24 protein-coding genes are annotated in these 19,734 nt (G+C 45.4%); 19 read left to right on the plus strand and 5 right to left on the minus strand.

The features are described 5' to 3' along the window. The first annotated feature begins 1 nt into the window (after position 1). From dtd to H8705_RS05315, 5 genes are all read left to right on the plus strand, one after another. Positions 2-463, plus strand: a complete 462-nt coding sequence (gene dtd, locus H8705_RS05295) for a D-aminoacyl-tRNA deacylase (RefSeq protein WP_262394782.1) — start codon at positions 2-4, stop codon at positions 461-463. 16 nt (positions 464-479) lie between these two features. Further along, entirely contained in the window at positions 480-1,124 is a 645-nt protein-coding gene (locus H8705_RS05300; RefSeq protein WP_262394783.1) for an MBL fold metallo-hydrolase, read from the plus strand. Continuing rightward, positions 1,108-2,580: a coproporphyrinogen dehydrogenase HemZ gene (gene hemZ / locus H8705_RS05305; protein WP_262394784.1), complete on the plus strand. Its 1,473-nt coding sequence runs from the start codon at positions 1,108-1,110 to the stop codon at positions 2,578-2,580. The genes H8705_RS05300 and hemZ overlap by 17 nt, the downstream gene beginning before the upstream one ends. A gap of 61 nt (positions 2,581-2,641) precedes the next feature. Beyond that, positions 2,642-3,127, plus strand: coding sequence for a zinc ribbon domain-containing protein (locus H8705_RS05310; protein ID WP_262394785.1), 486 nt, complete (start codon positions 2,642-2,644; stop codon positions 3,125-3,127). A 187-nt stretch (positions 3,128-3,314) separates the two neighbouring features. Beyond that, positions 3,315-4,211: a DMT family transporter gene (locus H8705_RS05315; RefSeq protein ID WP_262394786.1), complete on the plus strand. Its 897-nt coding sequence runs from the start codon at positions 3,315-3,317 to the stop codon at positions 4,209-4,211. Between the two features lie 327 nt (positions 4,212-4,538). Here H8705_RS05315 and H8705_RS05320 read toward each other — a convergent pair whose 3' ends face one another. Continuing rightward, positions 4,539-5,216, minus strand: coding sequence for a 5'-methylthioadenosine/adenosylhomocysteine nucleosidase (locus H8705_RS05320; RefSeq protein WP_262394787.1), 678 nt, complete (start codon positions 5,214-5,216; stop codon positions 4,539-4,541). A gap of 139 nt (positions 5,217-5,355) precedes the next feature. Here H8705_RS05320 and H8705_RS05325 point away from each other — a divergent pair, with 139 nt between their 5' ends. The 13 genes from H8705_RS05325 (at position 5,356) to mnmA (ending at position 15,404) form a co-directional block, all read left to right on the plus strand. After that, positions 5,356-7,101, plus strand: a complete 1,746-nt coding sequence (locus H8705_RS05325) for a putative polysaccharide biosynthesis protein (protein ID WP_262394788.1) — start codon at positions 5,356-5,358, stop codon at positions 7,099-7,101. A gap of 40 nt (positions 7,102-7,141) precedes the next feature. Beyond that, positions 7,142-7,942 (plus strand): nucleoside triphosphate pyrophosphohydrolase, encoded by an 801-nt coding sequence (gene mazG, locus H8705_RS05330; protein WP_262394789.1) that lies wholly within the window; start codon positions 7,142-7,144, stop codon positions 7,940-7,942. Positions 7,943-8,056: 114 nt separating this feature from the next. Then, positions 8,057-8,335, plus strand: coding sequence for an HU family DNA-binding protein (locus H8705_RS05335; protein WP_262394790.1), 279 nt, complete (start codon positions 8,057-8,059; stop codon positions 8,333-8,335). A gap of 73 nt (positions 8,336-8,408) precedes the next feature. Then, on the plus strand, positions 8,409-8,651 hold the full coding sequence (locus H8705_RS05340; RefSeq protein WP_262394791.1) for an RNA-binding S4 domain-containing protein: 243 nt from the start codon (positions 8,409-8,411) through the stop codon (positions 8,649-8,651). Positions 8,652-8,762: 111 nt separating this feature from the next. Continuing rightward, the gene (gene yabP / locus H8705_RS05345) at positions 8,763-9,056 is read left to right on the plus strand and encodes a sporulation protein YabP (RefSeq protein WP_316248643.1); all 294 of its coding nucleotides are present in this window, start codon (positions 8,763-8,765) and stop codon (positions 9,054-9,056) included. Positions 9,057-9,070: 14 nt separating this feature from the next. Next, positions 9,071-9,616 (plus strand): spore cortex biosynthesis protein YabQ, encoded by a 546-nt coding sequence (gene yabQ, locus H8705_RS05350; protein ID WP_262394792.1) that lies wholly within the window; start codon positions 9,071-9,073, stop codon positions 9,614-9,616. A gap of 38 nt (positions 9,617-9,654) precedes the next feature. Further along, positions 9,655-9,909 (plus strand): FtsB family cell division protein, encoded by a 255-nt coding sequence (locus H8705_RS05355; RefSeq protein WP_262394793.1) that lies wholly within the window; start codon positions 9,655-9,657, stop codon positions 9,907-9,909. 86 nt (positions 9,910-9,995) lie between these two features. Beyond that, positions 9,996-10,505, plus strand: a complete 510-nt coding sequence (locus H8705_RS05360) for a S1 RNA-binding domain-containing protein (protein ID WP_262394794.1) — start codon at positions 9,996-9,998, stop codon at positions 10,503-10,505. Between the two features lie 52 nt (positions 10,506-10,557). Next, entirely contained in the window at positions 10,558-11,712 is a 1,155-nt protein-coding gene (locus H8705_RS05365; RefSeq protein WP_262394795.1) for an amidohydrolase, read from the plus strand. Next, a complete protein-coding gene (locus tag H8705_RS05370; protein ID WP_262394796.1) occupies positions 11,713-12,552 on the plus strand; it encodes a fumarate hydratase in 840 nt (279 codons plus the stop codon). A 175-nt stretch (positions 12,553-12,727) separates the two neighbouring features. Continuing rightward, a complete protein-coding gene (gene hpf, locus H8705_RS05375) occupies positions 12,728-13,264 on the plus strand; it encodes a ribosome hibernation-promoting factor, HPF/YfiA family (protein WP_262394797.1) in 537 nt (178 codons plus the stop codon). 126 nt (positions 13,265-13,390) lie between these two features. Then, positions 13,391-14,152 (plus strand): zinc ribbon domain-containing protein, encoded by a 762-nt coding sequence (locus H8705_RS05380; protein WP_262394798.1) that lies wholly within the window; start codon positions 13,391-13,393, stop codon positions 14,150-14,152. 214 nt (positions 14,153-14,366) lie between these two features. After that, positions 14,367-15,404 (plus strand): tRNA 2-thiouridine(34) synthase MnmA, encoded by a 1,038-nt coding sequence (gene mnmA / locus H8705_RS05385; protein WP_262394799.1) that lies wholly within the window; start codon positions 14,367-14,369, stop codon positions 15,402-15,404. A 35-nt stretch (positions 15,405-15,439) separates the two neighbouring features. Here mnmA and H8705_RS05390 read toward each other — a convergent pair whose 3' ends face one another. From H8705_RS05390 to H8705_RS05405, 4 genes are read right to left on the minus strand one after another with little or no spacing between them, the layout of a single operon-like run. Next, complete coding sequence (locus H8705_RS05390; RefSeq protein WP_262394800.1) at positions 15,440-15,982, minus strand: hypothetical protein; 543 nt, start codon at positions 15,980-15,982, stop codon at positions 15,440-15,442. 22 nt (positions 15,983-16,004) lie between these two features. Next, the gene (locus H8705_RS05395; RefSeq protein ID WP_262394801.1) at positions 16,005-16,541 is read right to left on the minus strand and encodes a hypothetical protein; all 537 of its coding nucleotides are present in this window, start codon (positions 16,539-16,541) and stop codon (positions 16,005-16,007) included. Between the two features lie 32 nt (positions 16,542-16,573). Then, positions 16,574-17,194 (minus strand): J domain-containing protein, encoded by a 621-nt coding sequence (locus tag H8705_RS05400; protein WP_262394802.1) that lies wholly within the window; start codon positions 17,192-17,194, stop codon positions 16,574-16,576. After that, positions 17,178-18,068 (minus strand): DUF5685 family protein, encoded by an 891-nt coding sequence (locus H8705_RS05405; RefSeq protein WP_262394803.1) that lies wholly within the window; start codon positions 18,066-18,068, stop codon positions 17,178-17,180. Before H8705_RS05405 ends, H8705_RS05400 begins: the two co-directional genes overlap by 17 nt. Before the next feature lie 364 nt (positions 18,069-18,432). On the opposite strand from H8705_RS05405, the gene H8705_RS05410 reads away from it, so the two are divergent. Next, entirely contained in the window at positions 18,433-19,731 is a 1,299-nt protein-coding gene (locus H8705_RS05410; protein ID WP_262394804.1) for a phenylacetate--CoA ligase family protein, read from the plus strand. The last annotated feature ends 3 nt before the right edge of the window (positions 19,732-19,734 follow it).

A 19,734-nucleotide genomic window follows, 5' to 3' on the forward strand; every position in this document is an offset into this window, starting at 1 on the left:
TATGAAGGCGGTCCTTCAAAGAGTATCTAAGGCATCAGTGACCATTGATGGCAAGATTGTGGGAGAAATCGGACAGGGACTGATGGTGCTTCTAGGCGTCACAGAGCAGGACGATGTGGAACAGGCAGATTTTTTAGCTGCAAAAACAGCAGGCCTTCGTATTTTTTCGGATGAAAAGGACAAGATGAACCTTTCTTTACTGGATGTTGGAGGCGGAATGTTGGTGGTGTCTAACTTTACCTTGTGCGCCGACGCTAAAAAAGGAAAACGTCCCTCTTATACCAAAGCGGCCCCTCCTCAACAGGCAAATGCCCTTTACCAGCGATTTATCGCAGCGGTAAAGGACGAAGGGGTAGCTCTTGTTCAAACTGGGGAATTTGGGGCGGATATGCAGGTAGACATCAGCAATGACGGCCCGGTGACAATCCTTCTGGATACGGAAGAGATTATGCCGAAGAATTAGATGGGGGTGCGGCTTTATGAAACTCTATATCAAACCAGTAGGTCCCATAGGGACTAATTGTTATATTGTGGCGGATGATAACAACATCGCGGTGATTATCGATCCCGGCGCCCAGGCAGAAAAATTGATGGAGTTTATCAAAAAGATGCAATTAAAACCGGAATATATCCTTTTGACCCATGGCCATTATGACCATATTGGGGGCGTAAAGTGGCTAATAGAGGATTATGGCTGTAAGCTGGTAATAGGCGAAAAGGATGCAGAGCAGCTTGCGGACCGGGAAAAAAGCCTTGCCACCATGCGGGGTATGACCCCGGATATTTATATTTTGCACCCGGATATCTTAGTAAAAGAAGGGGATGTGCTTACTGCGGGGGAGCTCAGCTTTGAGGTAATCGACACACCGGGCCATACAAAGGGCGGCGTTACCTACCGCTGTGGGGGGCTGCTGTTTACAGGTGATACTCTGTTTGCCGGCGATATTGGACGTACCGACCTGTACGGAGGAGATTATCATACCTTATTGGCTTCGGTAAAAAAACTAGCGGAGCTGCCGGGGGACTACCGAGTATTGCCAGGGCATGGTTCGGACAGCACTTTGGATATGGAACGAAAATTAAATCCCTATATAAGGAAGCCAAAACATGACGATTTTTATTGATCGCCATCCCTATCGGTATGAGATGGAGCGGGTGTCCCAGATGTTTTTTCCGGGAGATAAAATCCAGGTAAAAGAAGGGGTGCCTGATCAGCAGGAATATATTTATACCGGAATGAATCAGAATAAAATTCAGGTTGCTGTTTGTATAAGCGGCAGCCTTTTTACCCGTGAAGAAGAAATCTCTCCTCAGGATGAGAAAAATGAGATCGAACGGAAAATGGCAGTAGCAGTTTATAAACTGCTTTCTCCGATTACAAAAATCAAGCCAAAATGGGGCATTTTAACAGGGATTCGTCCAGTAAAGCTTTTGGCGGCCCGTCGGATGGCGGGACAGAAACCACAGGAGATAGAAAAGCATTTTAAGGAAACCTGTTTGGTGAGCGGCGAAAAATTTGCATTGGCGCAGCGTACCGCCTGTCTGGAAGAGAAAATATTGTCCAGAAATACGCCGGATAGTTTTAGTTTGTATGTCTCTATTCCTTTTTGTCCTACCCGGTGCGCATATTGTTCGTTTGTCTCCCATGCCATTGAGAAAACACAAATCTTGATACCGGAATATGTAGAGCTTCTCTGCCGGGAACTGGAATATACAGGGAAGATTGCCAGAAAACTGGGCCTTTCGCTGCGGACGATTTATTTTGGCGGAGGAACTCCCACCGCCTTATCCGCGGAGCAGTTAAAGAGAATTTGCGGTGCTATCCGGGAAAATTTCAGTTTTGAAAATCTATGGGAATATACTATCGAGGCCGGCCGGCCGGATACGATTACCCGGGAAAAACTGTTAGCTATGAAAGAAGCCGGGGTAGGGAGGATTTCCATCAACCCCCAAACGCTAAACGATCGGGTGCTGGAGATTATCGGCCGCCGTCATACTACAGCGCAGACGTTGGACGCGTTTTATTTAGCAAGGCAGTGCGGCTTTGATAATATCAATATGGACCTGATCGCAGGGCTTCCGGGAGATACCTTGGAAAGTTTTCAGAACACGATTGACGGTGTTCTCTCCCTTTTACCGGAAAATATTACGGTACATACGTTGACGGTAAAGCGTTCCGCCAGCCTTTCTTATAATCAGGAGTTGGTGGAGCGTACCGGCGAAGTGGAGAAGATGGTCGATTACTCCCAAAGCAAAATTATGAACAGCGGCTATGAACCGTATTATCTTTACCGGCAGAAAGGCACCATTGGAAATTTGGAGAATGTAGGGTATTGCAGGCCGGGAAAAGAGGGGGTCTATAACGTATATATCATGGATGAGACTCACTCCATATTCGCCGTGGGCGCCGGGGCGGTAACGAAGCTGCGGGAGCCTGCGGGGGAGGATATTCAAAGGATTGCCAATTATAAGTTCCCTTATGAATATCTTGGCCAATTTGATGAGATGCTCGCCAGAAAAGATAAAATTCTGGAGTTTTACGATAGGAAAGGCAAACATCTTGCCAGCGGGAAAGAATAGGTGTATAATTTAGACCAGTAGCATTGGTAAAGCGCTATAAGATAGATGGAGGTAATGGTTGATGAATCGGTTTGATGAAATTATCAATAAAGCAAAAGAGATTGTCGATGTTGCGGGAAATAAAACAAAAGAAATGGCAGAGCTGACAAAACTTCGCTTGCAGGCGTCTCAACTTCGCTCGGAAATAGATAAAAACTATTTGAAATTAGGAGAGCTGATCTATCAGCTTAACAAAGCGGGCACGCAAAATCAGGAGCTAATCGACATGTCGGTAGCGGAAATTGAAAGCCAGCTGGTAGCGTTGAGCGAGTTGGAAGATAAGGTCAACGAGATGAAAAAGGTAGTTAAATGTCCGCAGTGCGGAGCGGCCAATGTCATTGGCTCTTTGTATTGTTCCCGCTGTGGAGCCTCCCTGGAAAACTGCGAAGCATGCAGTGAGGAAGAGGCAAACGAGCAAGAAGACTGCGGCTGCCATGACGGGCAGGATAATCAGATTTGTGAGAGCTGCCAGTCGCAGGAAGTCAGCGAAGAAAAAACAGAAGAATAAACAGTAAAAGCTCCTGTCCAGACCAGGAGCTTTTTTAATTATAAAACCTTGTTCTGCCTTATCTTCCGAATGAAAAAGAACTTGCGTATCCTGCCCGGCCGTGTTGTTTTATAAGACCTTTTCCCATGGACAGGAGAAAATATATGATGTATAATATCCTTCGTATGAAGAAAAGAGGACAGGACGTATGAAAAAAACACCATACATCAGCATTATTGCGGCAGCTGCTTTGTGGGGGCTGATAGGAGTATTTGTACGGGATTTAAGTTCCCGCGGCTTTACCTCCATTGAACTAACTTCCCTGAGGGCGTTTGTGTCCGCGCCGGTGCTGACTATTCTTTTACTGATAAAGGACCGCAGCCTTTTAAAAATCAGACCGAAGGACTGTTGGTGTTTTATAGGTACTGGACTTTGCAGTTTTGTGTTTTTTAATGTCTGTTACTTTATTTCCATCAGCTACACTTCCTTGGCGGTATCTTCTATTTTACTGTATACAGCGCCGGTTTTTGTGATGCTCCTGTCCCTTGTGCTGTTCCGTGAAAAGATGACCTTGCAAAAGACGATATCCTTAGCGTTGGCTTTTGTAGGCTGCGTTTTAGTGGCTGGGATCGGTCAGGCAGCGGCGGCGCAGGTGACGGCCGCAGGTATTATTGCCGGGGTTCTGTCCGGCTTTGGCTATGCGCTTTACAGTATTTTTGGCCGGTATGCGTTGGATAAAAAATATGACTCTCAGACCATTACCGCCTATACCTTTGTGTTTGCGGCGATAGGGTGCAGTTTTTTAGTGGACTTTGGCGGACTTTGGGAAAAGATCGGTATGAATTTGCCGCTGATTTTAGAAATTTTAGCTTTCGGGCTGCTTTCCAGTACAATACCATTTTTATTGTATACCTGGGGACTGACCTATGTGGAATCCAGCAAAGCGTCTATTACGGCCACAGTGGAGCCTATGGTAGCTACGCTGGTAGGAATCTTTGTTTTTCATGAGGAAATGACGGCTGCCAGCGGAATTGGAATTTTATGTGTATTAGCGGCGCTGATTTTACTTAATATAAATCCCAATTCGGGAAAGCGTTCCCGATGAAGAGATGCGACCAATTTCAGTTTGTCTGCGAGGAAAATCAAATGAGTAAGAAATCTTATTGGTCAAGTATTAGCGCGTCTGTGTTAGTGCTGACATGGACAATTTATTATTATGCAAAGCAATACACGGGAGGATTTGCAGATCTAAAGGATACTGTTATTTGCGGTATTGTAGGTTTGATATGTGTAGTATTAATCGTGAAAAGAACGATTGACTTTTTAAAAAATTAGAAGCTGTGAAATTTCCATTTATCGGTGGGAACACAAAAGGAAAATGGGATTAATATAAAAAGAAAGAAGCCGGTTATTAGTTAACCGGCCTCTTAATTTATATACGTTCAATTAGCCCCAGCGTGATCTGCGCGCAAAGCTGAGCCGCTTTAGAAGAAAACTCTTCATAAGTAATATCACCCTGGTCGTCCGCGTTGTCTGAAATGCAGCGAACTACTAAAAAAGGGATGCTGTTAAGGTAGCAGACATGTCCGGTGGCGGCCCCTTCCATTTCCACTGCGACCCCGCCTGTACGGGAGATAATATCCTCCTTTACCTTGCTGTCAGTGATAAACCGGTCGCCGGAAACAATCCTGCCGCTTATACAATGGATATTTTTTTCCCGGCAGATCTCCTGTGCTAAAGCGGACAGGGCTTTATCCGCACAAAAGATGCTGCGGAAAGGGAGGTAATCCTCCAGTACACCTTGCTCTATATCGTGTTCTGTCACTTCGTCTGAGATAGCCACATCAAACACATTTAGTTCCTTTGAAAGAGCGCCGGCAACTCCGCTGTTGATCACAACGTCTACGCCAAAATGGGAGATTAAAATTTGAGTATATGCGGCGGCGTTCACTTTGCCTATGCCCGATTGTCCTACGATGATATTTTTATTCCCCCGTACGGCGATATAAAAGGAAAAAAAACCGATCTTTTCCATTCGGCCATCAGAAAATTCCTCTTTTAAAAGGGCGAGTTCACTGTCCATAGCGCAGAGCACGCCAATTTTTGTCATATTTTCTTCCTCCTGCATAAAACTATGATTTTTATTTTACACTAAGGCTGTAAAGATTGCAATAATGCTATAGTAATAAAACCTGTACCATGATAATATAGTATACATATCGATAATTGACAGAAAAGGAGAAGCCCGGATGACGCGACGTTCCAAAAAACAAGGCTATTTGTACGGTACGGTGGTTCTTGCTTGTGCCATGGTTGTGGTAAAGCTGATTGGCGCTCTCTTTAAAATACCTCTGACCAATATTTTAGGCGGCGTTGGAATGAGTTATTTTAACGTAGCGTATGATTTGTACTATCCGTTGTATGCGTTATTTGTTTCTGGGCTGCCGATCGCTGTATCTAAACTTGTCAGCGAAAATATAGCCCAGCGCCGTTATCATAACGTGAAAAAAATACTGCGCTTGTCCAGTTTTGTTTTTGTCGGAGTAGGGCTGCTAGGCTCGGTGCTGATGTTTGCAGGCGCCGGATGGTTCAGCGAGGTAGTGAAAAATCAGCAGGCGAAGCTGGCGGTAATGATGCTGGCTCCTGCTTTGTTTTTTGGCTGCGTTATGGCCGCGCTGCGGGGATATACTCAGGGAATGCAGAATATGACGCCGACGGCAATGTCCCAGGTGGTGGAAGCAGCGTGCAAGATGATTTTCGGCCTGGCACTGGCCTATGGGATTACATCCTATGGTCTGCGCCAGTTTGAGGAAAGCAGGCGGGTATTTTCTATTACCTGTGACAGCCTGCAGCAGGCTCAGCTGGCGGTGCTGCCTTTCGCGGCGGCAGGAGCGATTTTTGGAGTGACGCTAAGCACCTTATGCGGCAGCGTCTATTTGCTGTTGCGCCAAAGGATAAAAGGGGATGGCATTTCCAAAGAAATGTTAAAAAGTTCCCCCCCTTCGGATACCTCTCGTCACTTGACGAAAAAGCTGTTGGAGATTTCCATACCGGTATGCGTTGCCTCGGTGATCACCAACTTAACCTCGTTTATTGATTTGATCTCGGTGATGAATCGTCTCTCAGCGGCTATTGTCGCATCGCCTCAAACCATCCTTCAAATGTATGCAGGGGCGATTCCCCAGGGGATTGACACCTCTATGCTGGGTTCTTATCTGTATGGCTGCTACAGCGGTCTGGCGGTGCCTATTTATAATTTGGTACCTTCTCTTACCACCACCATCAGCGTAAGCATCCTGCCCGCGGTAGCAGGGGCTTGGGCGGCGGGAAATCGGAAAGGCCTGCAAGACAATGTGGAATCATCCTTGAGGATAGCCTCTCTCATTGCGTTTCCTGTTGGGATCGGTATATTTTCTCTTTCCCAGCCAATATTAAGTTTACTCTACTTTACCAAGCCAATGGAAGTAGCCGTAATTGCCCCCGCCTTAAAAATAATGGGGATCAGCGCGATTTTTGTAGCGCTTACTCTTCCTATTAACGCATTGCTTCAGGCAGTAGGCAGGGCAGACCTTCCGGTAAAATTTTTGATAATCGGCGGGCTGATTAAGCTTTCTCTTAATTATCTATTGGTGGCGGTTCCTGATATAAACATTCAGGCCGCTCCTATAGGAACGCTGGTTTGCTACTTATTTGTTATGGTGGCGGGGCTGGCGGTACTGATTAAGACAACCGGAATTTCTTTTCACTTTTACCGAGTGATAATAAAGCCTTTGTTTGGGGCCGTGGGATGTGGATTAGGAGCTTGGGCGGCCTATGGTTTATTATCCCGAGCGATCGATTCCAAGTTTTCTACGCTGGTTGCAATTGGAATTGGAGGAATAATTTTCCTAATTATTATCCTAACTTCCAAAACCTTAACAAAAATGGATGTTTTAATGTTGCCAAATGGAGAAAAGTTTGCTAAGATACTTGAAAAAATGAACCTAATAGGGTAATATATGTAAAGTAATCAATTAGTCGGCGGAGGTAAGGGATATGTCTGTGCAGTATCCAAAGAAAGAGCGGTATGGAATAGACGACCTTATCGAGATTATGAAAATTTTGCGAAGCGAAGACGGCTGTCCCTGGGACAGGGAACAGGACCATAAATCGATCCGTAATAATTTTTTAGAAGAAACCTATGAAGTACTGGACGCCATCGATCGGCAGGACCCGCAGGATCTATGTGAGGAACTGGGGGATGTGATGCTGCAGGTGGTTTTTCACTCCAGGATGGAGGAGGAAGCCGGCGGTTTTGATTTTGGCGATGTATGCGATGGGATTTGTAAAAAACTGATCATCCGGCATCCCCACGTGTTTTCCACTATTGAGGTAAGCGGCTCTGAGGAAGTGCTGAGCAACTGGGATAAGATAAAACAAAAGACCAAAGGCCAGACAACGGCTGCACAGACGCTGCGCAGCGTGCCCGCGGTATTTCCGTCGCTAATGCGCAGTGGAAAAGTTCAGCATAGAGCGGCAAAGGCGGGTTTTGATTATCCGAATGTCCAGTGGGCCATCAACGACCTTAAAAGCGAGATGGACGAGCTGGAACAAGCGATCGCGCAGCAGGACAAGGAAAATATTCAGGAAGAATTAGGAGATCTGTTGTTTTCTGTGGTGAATGTTTCCCGGTTTGTGGGTGTGGATGCGGAGGAATCGCTGGCTGCCTCCTGTGAAAAATTTATCCGTCGGTTTGAGCAAGTGGAAGAAATGGCAAGTCAGCAGGAAATAAATATGAAAGAAAGCTCTATTGAGCAATTGGACGAGCTTTGGAAACAAGCAAAGAAAAAGCTCTGATATTTTTATTTCGCACCTGATAGTTTATCATCGGCCGATTATCGGCTGATAAAAAGGTACCCGCCTTTTAAACTATGGTATAAATTAAAATAAAATATAATGGAGGTCACTAACATGACAAAAGCAGAACTCATTAGCGCAGTAGCTGAAAAATCCGCCCTTTCTAAAAAGGACAGTGAAAAAGCGGTATCCGCAGTAGTGGAGGCCATTACAGAGGCTTTAAAAGCAGGCGAAAAAGTAGCTCTAGTTGGCTTTGGTACCTTTGAAACTAAAAAACGCAACGAGAGAAAAGGTATCAACCCTATTACCAAAGAAGAAATCACGATTGCTGCTGCTACAGTTCCCTCCTTTAAAGCTGGTAAAGCCCTGAAAGATGCTGTTGCTGGCAAGTAATTTTTAAAAACTAGAAGCAGTCTGCCGTGTTTTTTATGCGGCAGGCTGTTTTATATCACAAAGGAGTTTCTTTATGAGACTGGATAAGTATTTAAAGGTAACACGGCTGATCAAACGGCGTACAGTTGCCAATGAAGCCTGCGATGCTGGAAGAATTGAAGTGAACGGAAAAGTGGCCAGAGCTTCTTATGATATAAAAGAAGGCGATATTATCTCTATTAACCTGGGAAGCAAACCTTTAAAGGTGAAGGTGCTGAAGGTAGATGAATACGCCACAAAGGATACTGCCGCCGAAGGGTACACAGTGATAGAATAAAACCTTCCCCCGCAAAGACAACGTCTTGCGGGGGAAGGTTTTATAGCGCATAATGTCCCTGCCAGGTGCATACACATATATGGACAATATCTATATCTGGGAGGTACAAAAATGCTGATGAATGAAAGAGAAGAAAAAATGACGGTAAAAACACCTCATAATATTATTATGGAACAGCGCAATAAATTAACAATTACCGGAGTTACAGATATTGATAGTTTTGACGAGCAGACGGTGCTGCTTTTTACTGGCCTTGGGGAACTGGCGATCCGAGGGGAGAATCTGCACATCAACCGCATTGATGTGGATACGGGAGAAGTAAATTTGGAGGGAGAGATTGACAGCCTAACCTATGCGGATAACCAGCCGAACAAAGGCGGATTTTTTGGTAAGCTATTCAAATAGAAATGAGGGGGACCATGGAGATAACCATTGCGGGGCAGACATGGATGTTTTTAATGGCGATCGCCTTGGGAGCGGCGCTAGGGGCATGCTATGATGTTTTTCGGGTTATAAGGATTGCGGTTGTACATCCGCCTGTAATCGTAATGGTACAGGATATTATTTATTGCTTTGTGTGTGCGGTTGCTACCTTTCTTTATATGATCAGTGTGGATTGTGGGCAAATCAGGATGTTTGTATTAATCGGAGAAATTATCGGATGGGTATTGTATTATTTCACTCTGGGGACGCTGGTGATTGGAATTTCCAAACATATTATACAAGGTGTGAAATATATTTTAGGACTGCTGTACAAAATTTTCTGTGCACCTATTTTTTCGATTTTAAAAAAAATAAAAGGAATTTTGTTAAAATTAGTAAAAAATTTGGGAAAATATCTAAAAAAGAAGGCAAAAATTTCAAAAAATCACTTGAAAAAGCCCTATAGTTTATTGTATAATTTAAAAAAGCGACATAAAACAGGTGTTATGACAGAAGAGAATAATAATATAAGGAACGCCTAGTCATGAAAAATAATAGAAGTAGAAAAAAAAGCCTTATAATGAGAATATGTATATTCTGTTTTGCTGCCTATATTGTAGTATCGCTGGTATCGTTACAGGTGGAAATCTCCTCCAAGCGCAAGGAGCTCACCCAGGTGCAACAGCTGGTAGAGGAGCAGCGCTTAGCGAACAAAGAAACGGAACGGCTGCTTAATTTGGGTGACGATAGGGCCTATCTTTCCCGTATTGCCAGAGATAAATTGGATATGGGAAATTCTGACGAGCGGGTTTTCCGTGATGCATCCGGCTCTTAAAGAATTGTTGCCGCAGTGTTGTTGATTGACCCACAGAGGGAAAAGGATAAAGATATAAGGATTTTAAGGAGGCAACATTTCAGATTATGCAGCTTGAGGTAGGAAATATTTTAGAGGGCAAGGTTACAGGCATTACAAAATTTGGTGCTTTTATTGAGTTATCTGGCGGAAAAACAGGGATGGTACATATCTCGGAAGTAGCGTCTTCCTATGTAAAAGAGATTTCGGATCATCTTACTCAAAACCAGGTAGTAAAGGTAAAAGTAATCGGAATCAGCCCTGAAGGAAAGGTAAGCTTGTCGATTAAGCAGGCGAATCCTACACCGACCCCCCAGCCGGCACAGACTTCCCCCCGCAGTTTTAATAACAATGCGCAAGGAAGCGGCGCGCCGGCCCGTAACAATGCTCAATCCCGCAGACCTTCTCGTCCGGTGTCTTATGGTTTTGAGCGGCGGATGAATGAGAATACCCAGGAGATGTCCTTTGAAGATATGATGGCCCGTTTTAAGCAGACCAGCGACGATAAGATATCGGATCTTAAAAAGTATACCGATGCTAAACGTGGTTCTGCAGGACGGCGCGGACAATCAAAATAAGAGCGAAAAGGGTGCTGCGGCACCCTTTTTTAATGAATAGAAGGAGAGTAGCATGTTAATTATTAACGCGGATATCCGAACTATGGCAGAAAAGAACTATCCATGCGGATATATCCAAATAGAAAAGGATAAAATTACTGGCGTTGGTCCTATGGAAAACTGCCCAAAAGAAACAGGGGAGCTGCTTGACGCCCGGGGGGCGATAGCGATCCCTGGCTTGATCGATTCCCACTGTCATATTGGTATGTGGGAAGACGGCATGGGATTTGAAGGGGACGACGGAAATGAAGATACCGATCCTTCCACCCCGCATCTGCGCGGGATAGACGGAGTAAACCCTATGGACAAGTCGTTTAAAGAAGCTCTGGAATGGGGAGTTACTACAGTGGTTACCGGTCCGGGCAGCGCCAACCCCATCGCAGGTCAAATGTGCGCTTTGAAAACCTATGGCCGTCGGGTGGACGACATGGTTCTACGGGAGCCGTTGGCGATTAAGATGGCGATGGGGGAAAATCCGAAAACCAGTTATCATGCCCGCAGTCAGTCGCCGGTGACTCGGATGGCCATTGCAGCCATCATCCGGGAACAGCTGATGAAAGCGAAGAAGTATCAGGAGCTTTTGGAAGAGGCAGCTCAGGACGATGAAATGGAGGAACCGGAATATGATGCGAAATGCGAGGCGCTGCTTCCTTTGTTAAAAAGGGAAGTGCCCGCCCACATCCATGCCCACCGGGCAGACGACATTTTTACTGTGCTTCGCATCGCCAAAGAATTTCAGTTTGATTATGTGATTGTCCACGGTACGGAAGGCCATTTAATAGCTGACTTATTGGCACAGGAACAAGCAAGAATAATCGCAGGTCCGATTATTGGAGCCAGAACGAAACCGGAGCTTTCCAATGCGAGCGCTCAGGGCGTTGGAATATTACACAAAAGCGGGGTGTCGGTGGCGATCTCTACCGACCATCCGGAAGTGCCCTGTTATTATCTGCTTCTCAGCGCCCAGATTGCAATGGACGAGGGACTAGCTCCCCAAGCGGCCCTACGGGCAATTACCATTGACGCGGCGAAGATTTGCGGAATTGATGGACGGGTTGGTTCGATTGAAGTGGGAAAAGACGCGGATATTCTTTTATTCGAAGAGGAGCCGATGACTACCCGGCATCCGCCGAAAAGCGTAATTATCAATGGGAACAAGGTGAAATAAATGAGGATCATTCATAGTGATGATATAGTAATGTCGGTAAAAGAACTATGTATCCAGGCGAACAGGATTTTACCAGAGGACTTAAAAACTTGTCTGCGCCATGCTTGCCAGCAGGAGGTCTCTCCTTTGGGAAAGGAAGTATTGGGGGATATTGTGCGCAATTACGAAACCGCGGAAAAACTATCGGTTCCTGTTTGTCAGGATACGGGTATGGCGGTAGTGTTTGTTCAGTTGGGACAAGAGGTTTCTATTCAGGGACAGGATCTTGTCAGCGCTATTAATGAGGGAGTACGCCAGGGATATACACAGGGACTTCTGCGCTGTTCGGTGGTAAGAGATCCCTTGCGCCGGGAAAATACCAACGATAATACCCCGGCGGTAATCCACATGACTATGACGCCGGGGGACAAGCTTTCGCTGACGGTGGCGCCTAAAGGCGCAGGCAGTGAAAATATGAGTTCTATCAAGATGATGACCCCTGCCTGCACTGAGCGGGATATTATCGATTATGTAGTACAGGCGGTAGAAACCGCAGGAAGCAATCCCTGCCCGCCGGTTGTGGTTGGAGTAGGGATCGGCGGAAATTTTGAAGGATGCGCCCTTTTGGCTAAAAAAGCTCTCTGTCGGGAGCTTTCAGGCAGCCAGGACAGTTTTTATCGGGAGATGGAGAAAAAAATACTCGAGGAGATTAACCGCACAGGGATTGGTCCTCAGGGATTTGGAGGCAAAGTAACGGCTTTGGCGGTAAACATCGAAGCGGGGCCGACCCATATTGCCAGTTTGCCGGTAGCGGTGAATATGGGATGTCATGTGACGCGTCATGCTACCCGGGTAATTTAAAACAAAGGATGAAAAAAGATAGGTTTTCTTGTTAAAATTTTCATTTTACAGGAAAACCTATTGTAAATTCATACAAAATGCAGTATAATATATTCAACAGACAAACAGAATTTGTTACTTTTCACTGTAAAAAACGGGGAAACCTGTTTTTATACAATATAAAGGGGTTGAATATATGAACATCACCATCACAGCTCGAAAAACCTCCGTAAGAGATTCTTTTAAAGAGAGAATCGAGAAAAAACTCTCAAAGTTGGATCGTTTTTTTGACGATAATGCGAAAGCTATCGTTACGGTGACCAATGAGGGAGACAGGGAAACTGTGGAGGTTACGATTCAGTCACAAGGCATGTTCTATCGTGCAGAGAAAACAACCTCCGATCGTTTTGATTCGCTGGAAGCGGTGATCGACTCTCTTTTCCGCCAGATTGTAAAAAATAAAAATAAGCTGGCAAAACGTTTGAGAGAATCTGCTTTTGATGCTTCAAATATTGAAGCCGGCGAGGAAATGGAAGTGGATACCGGCGCTTTTGACGTGGTTAGAGTGAAACGTTTTTCCCTGCGCCCCATGGATGTGGATGAGGCGATTCTTCAGATGAATCTGCTGGGACATGAATTCTTTGTTTTTCTGAACGCGGAAACCAGCGAGACAAATGTTGTTTATAAACGGCACAACGGCACCTATGGCGTGCTGGAGCCGGTAAAAGAATAATTCTTATAATTTTAAAATAAACTGCCCGCAGCAATGCGGGCAGTTTATTGTCAATAGATACTTCTTGAACACGAACAAATTCCATGATAGAATAAGGGCACAGCTATGATCTTGGAGGTGGGCGGCTTGATCTGTAAAAATTGCCATGGAAATGTGAAATCTGATTTTAAATTCTGCCCGTTCTGCGGCCAGCGGGTAATCAATGATTTCCGTGACCAATATGAGGAACTTTCGCCGCCTTATGTGATTTCTCCTGCGCATGTATGGCAAGAGGAAGAAGATACGGCCAGCGCTTACTACGCCGGCGCTCCAAGGGAGCAGGTTCCAGAATTTGACGGACAGGCCAGAGGGCCGTTTAAAAATTCGCCGCCATATGAGAGCCAGGAACCGTCTTATCAGGAGGCAGATTATGAAGGCAGGTATCAGCGGCCGTCCTATCAGAATCTAGAAAAGGAGCTCCCCAGACATCAGGAGCCGGAATACAGGGAACAGGGATATTCTACAGCAGAGTATGAAGAGTCTGCCGGCGTCTATGACGAGCCGGAAGCGCCCTACTTTGTATACCATCCCCAAGAAACCGGCGCTTCTTTTGCCAGCGGATATGAGGAAGCGGGGAAGGAAAATTATCCGCCGCCCCTGGATGAGTATGCGCCGCCGTCCCGGCTGAACGGAAAATTTGGTCCGGATGGATTTGCCGCGCAGCAGCATGGGCAGGGGAAAAAACGAAAGTTAGGAATCGGATGGAAAATTTTGATCATTTTATTGATTTTGGTTGCCGGCGTGGGCGGGGCGGTTTTCCTTTTTCAGATGCTGATGACCCCAGATCCATTTGCCAATTTTAATATCTCCAGCCTTTTTACACGATTTTTATTCCATTACTGTATGTAAATTTTGTCGGTTGACTTGAAAATTTTGATTACACAGTGTATAATCAACTTAGATCACATAATTAGGTATCACAGGAGATTCGGAGGGGGGCTTCCAAAAGAAGCGACCGATACCCAATACCTTAGTGTGTCTAGGAACAGGCGGAAAACCCACGATAAAAATGGGATTTTCGCCTGTTATGCTGTCCTGAAACTAATTGAGGGAGGGAAAGCCCATGAAAAAGAAAGTGCTTGTGGCTATGAGCGGCGGAGTAGACAGTTCTGTGGCCGCTTTGCTTTTAAAAGAGAGGGGATATGAAGTAGGCGGGGCGACATTCGTACTTTTTGACGGCTGTTTGGAAAGCAATGTAACAGATGCAAAAAAGGTTTGCGAGCGGCTTGATATTCCCCATTACGTGCTGGACTACCGGGAGAAATTCGCGGCTCAGGTAATGGATTATTTTGTGGATACCTATTGCAATGGAGCGACTCCCAACCCCTGCATCGCCTGTAATCGGGCTATCAAATTCGGCGCTTTTATAGAGGATGCCAAACGCTTGGGATATGATTATATCTCCACTGGCCATTACGCCGGGGTAGAATATGAGCAGGCCGCCGGGCTGTATCATCTGGTAAAAAGCGCCAATGAGAAAAAAGATCAGTCCTATGTACTTTATCATCTCTCCCAGAAGCAGCTTTCAATGCTTTTGCTCCCGATTGATACGTATGATAAACCTAAAATCCGGGAGATTGCCGCGGAACACGGGTTGGGCGTACAAAGTAAATCCGACAGCCAGGATATTTGTTTTATTCCCGATGGGGACTATGTTTCCTTTATCCAAAGATACTCCGGTTTTGTACCCCAGGAAGGCAATTACCTGGATACGCAGGGAATGGTCCTTGGGCGGCACAAAGGAGCGCTTCATTATACAATCGGTCAGCGCAAAGGGCTGGGGGTCGGTTTTGGCAGGCCTATGTATGTGTCCTCGGTGAATATGGCGGAAAATACCGTTACTCTTTCCCAACAGGATATTTACGGGGATACCCTGTTGGCAGACGATCTGAGGCTTACAGAATTAAACGGCTTTTCTGGAGAACTTACCGTTATGGCGAAAATCCGTTATGCTCATCGGCCTGCACCAGCCACGGTATATTCTTTGGGAGAAGGCAAGGTAAAGGTTATTTTTAAGGAACCTCAAAGGGCGATTACCAAAGGACAGGCGGTTGTTTTTTATGACGGCCGGCGGGTGATCGGCGGAGCCACTATTCTGTAAATAAAAATCCACAGCGGTCTTGGCCGCTGTGGATTTTATTCTTTTACCGTGATTGTGACAGGACACTGAGTAGTCCAGATAATCTCCAAATTTTCCGGATCAACCGCTTGGAAATAAGCGGTAGCCGGATATTGACCCGGATTCAAGGATTCCTGCAGACAAATAGACGGAAGATACTGGCCCGGCGCGAGATATCCGGATTGATAAACTTCCAGCCGGTCGCTGGTTTCCAGTTCCAGTATCATTAAATACGCATTAATAGACGGATTTTCGACAAGAATATTTCCCTCGCTTCCATCCCGGCGAAATACTGGGGTAGAATTAATACGGTAGGAAAAAAACTGACTCCCGGATTGGGTAAATTCCTCTTGAGTTCCGGGAAGGGCGCCGGTGATTGCCTTTGGTTCCAAATCCAGCCCTTGAAACTGAGCGGGAAGCGAGGATTTGTCAGAGTCTTTTGGCTGAACGGCAGTTTCCTGTGTAAGCAAGATAAAGAGGACGAGCCCGATAACCACAGCGCAAAGGAACAAGACGACCGTTAGCGCAGCTTTTGAATTTGATTGTTTTCTAAGACGCATTGACGTCCCTCATTTCCCTAAGTTACCCGATTTTACGCAAAATTTTGGGACGGAACCAATGTAAATAAATATGTTCCATATTGCTCAAAAGAAAATCATACACAAAGAAGGTAAAATCCGCCATCCCCAAGGCCACATAAGCGGTATATTTTCCAAAATTTCCGAAATCCTCCAACAGATCGGGGATGCCGAATACATAAATTACTACATAGTAAAAAGCGATGATCGCTACGTTAAAGAATATAAACTTCACAACATAGGCCAGCGGCTTTGGAAATTTCTCAACAACAGGTTTAACAATGGGGTAGTACCCTAAAAACAAGATAAAAAGCATCACCGCCTGACGGTCGGGAACAATCAGCAGGGAGAGGATGGAAATCACCACATAAGTAAGCCAAGCAGTACCCGCGCCGTTCTCTTCCCGAACGACAATTAACACAATTCCCGCCATGGCGGGAAATACATAAGAAGAAAAGGGGATAAGCCCCGTCATAAACATAAGAAGAAGACACAGAGCGGCGGTCAGCCCGCCGATAGCAACCTGTGTGCTTTTTTTCATTCAAAGACCCCCAAAACCAAACTAACACCTTTTTAGAAGCATCCGCCTCCGCAACATTCCATACAGCAGTTAGCGCAATACATCGCGGCGCACACATCACAACAGGTACACTGGCCCATACTTCCGCCGGGAGCGCCGTGCTGTCCATAGCCGGGCGTACCAGTCTGACGCTGCCAGAGAAGCTGGTTATAGGCGGCGGAGTATTCCGGATTATTTGGATTTAGGGAGCAGGCTTTCTGGAAGCTGCTCAGGGCCTCGTCCAGCCAGCCGCGGGTATGGTAGATACAGCCTTTCAAAAAGTACCACTCCGCATCCCGCGACGCGTTGGCAACGCCGTCCAAAAGCTCCTGAGCCTCTGCAATTCGTCCGGAATTAATCAGCCTGCGGATATCTGCAAACTGGGAAGAACCCTGAGAGTAAGAGCCGCTTTCCTGTCCGTAAACCCGTTGGCCGTTCTGTCCGGACTTTCGCTGGGCCACAATAGCGTCGTATGCTTCATTGATCTCTTGCATCTTTTCTCCGGCGAGGTCAGACAGAGGATTATTTGCATAGTTATCCGGATGATATTTTTTAGCGAGCTCCCGATATGCAGTTTTAATCTGATCGTCGGTGGCATTGGGAGATACTCCCAGCACCTTATATGGATCTGCCATCTGTGTTCCGTCTCCTTTGAGAAAAAATTTGTTCCGTGTTACCTTTCAGTCCCAGGTAAACGATATTATCTAAAATAGGTTTAAACCGGGTTAATTCCAAAAGCTCATATGCTTTTATTATTTCAGCAATTGTCAGAAATAATGAGCCTTTTGCATTTTCACGGATATTTTCCAACTGTTCGTTGGTAGGATTGGCGATATCTTCCCGAACCAAAAAAGGATTATAACTATTTTGTTTGATATCCTGTTCCAAATCATCCAGAGCATCGGACAGATATACAAACCTGCCGATTAAATATCCAAATCGTTCTAATACACGTTTTTGATCCGGTATATCACACAGAAGAGACAAAAGCCCCGAAAGGGCCAAAGCGGAAGGCTCGCTGGCAAGATCGGTGCTGGAACAACGCTCCTGTTCCAACTGGCTTTGGCGGCTGATGGTTTCATAGATAATAGAAGCAACCTCAGGATATTTTTCAGCGGCCTTATGATAAGCTCGTTTGGCAAAAGGCAGGCAAAGTATAGACAAGGCGCGTTGGGCCAGTTTGCCGTCGTTATAATTATCCAGCACTTTATAATAGAACATAATCATGGCAACGCCGCTGGAGAAATCCAACGATTGGCATTGACCACAACAAGGAGATTTTTTTAAAGGATTGACAATACACCGCTGCCGAGAAAATTCCAATTCCGTTTCCTTGTGCATGGCCATGTCCAAAATGGCCAGAAAAGTAAAATCAAAGCTTAAAGTCAGGCGGGAAAAGGGGCCGTAAGACTTGCCAAGCTGTTTACACAATCCGCAGTAAACCGCTTTATAGGTTTCGTATTCACAGATTTTCATTTCCGGCTTAAAAGGTTTAATATACCCAAACATATCCCCGTTCATCCCAACTGGGACTGATGATTGTCCCGTATTTATTCATAACAGTATAATTTTACACTAAACGATTTGATATTTGTTGAATAAACTATGAATTGTTATTATAGAGGGAATTACTGTAGGAAAAAGTAACTGGATTATTTGACGGGGCATGTTAAGAGTAGTATAATAAAATTTATATGCTGAGGCTTATTTTTCCCAGGAAAAGGGGGAAAATCTTGGAACTTACTTGACCTGCCGAGGGAAAAAAGGTATGATAAAAAGAGCGTTTAACGATTAAACGCATTGGCGCGTTAAAGCAGCGAGCCAAAAGAAAAATATCATCGCGGCGGAAAATGAATGAAGGAGTGATCAACCGATGATTTACAACCCGGATATGGAAACAATGAATCGTGCGGATATGGAAAAACTTCAATTAGAAAGATTAAAAAGGATTGTACGATATTGTTACGATAATGTAAAATTGTATCATGACAGGTTTGATTCCATCGGTTTGGATCCCGATAAATTTAAAACCTTGTCAGACATTCAATATATTCCCCCTACAACAAAAGAGGATTTGAAAAACAATTATCCCTTTGGTATGTTTGCCGTACCCAAAAAAGAAATTGTACGTATCCATGCGTCCAGCGGTACCACAGGAAAACCCACTGTTGTGGGTTATACCAGGAATGATCTGAATATGTGGTCGGAGATTATGGCCCGCCTTTGTGTTGCGGCTGGCGCCACCGAAGAGGACGTTGCCCAGATCGCTTTTGGCTATGGACTGTTTACCGGCGCGTTGGGACTGCATTACGGCTTGGAACGCTTGGGAGCTATGGTAGTCCCCACCTCCAGCGGGAATACGGAAAAAAATCTGATGCTGATGAAGGATTTTGGCGTTACACTTCTGATCGCTACTCCTACCTACGCCCTTTATATGGGCGAGTTGGCAAAAGAGTTGGGATACAAAAAGGAAGACTTCAAACTGCGAATCGGAATGTTCGGTTCCGAAGGATGCACGGTGGAAATGCGCTCTAAAATTGAGGAAGTGCTGGGCTTGTTCGCCACAGATAACTATGGTATGAGCGAACTTATCGGCCCGGGGGTTTCCGGTGAGTGCATCTATCGGGAAGGCCTACATATTGCGGAGGATCATTTCTTGATAGAGATTTTAGACTCCAATACCCTGGAAGAAAAGCCGGAAGGGGAAGCAGGGGAAGTGGTGGTCACCACCCTTACTAAAGAATGTATCCCGCTTTTACGCTATCGTACCAGAGACATTTCTCGGATGAATAAACAGCCCTGTAAATGTGGAAGAACCAGCGCTCGTATGGATAAAATTATGGGCAGAAGCGACGATATGCTCATAGTAAAAGGCGTCAATGTATTTCCGTCCCAGATTGAAAGCGTGCTGCTGCCAATCGAGCAGATCGGAAATAACTATATGATTTATGTGACCAAGGAAGGGTATTCCGATGCGCTGGAAGTCAAAGTTGAGCTGATTGATGCCAGCCTCTTAACCAAGTATTCCGAGCTGGAAAACCTCACCCGGCACATCCGTGGAAAATTGCGCGCCACACTTGGTATCGACGCAAAGGTGAACCTGGTAGAACCCAAGAGCATCGAGCAGTTCACAGGAAAAGCAAAGCGTGTTGTGGATTTAAGAAATAAGTAACTT

Origin of the sequence: Youxingia wuxianensis, assembly GCF_014385085.1 — a bacterium.
Lineage (GTDB): Bacteria > Bacillota > Clostridia > Oscillospirales > Ruminococcaceae > Youxingia > Youxingia wuxianensis.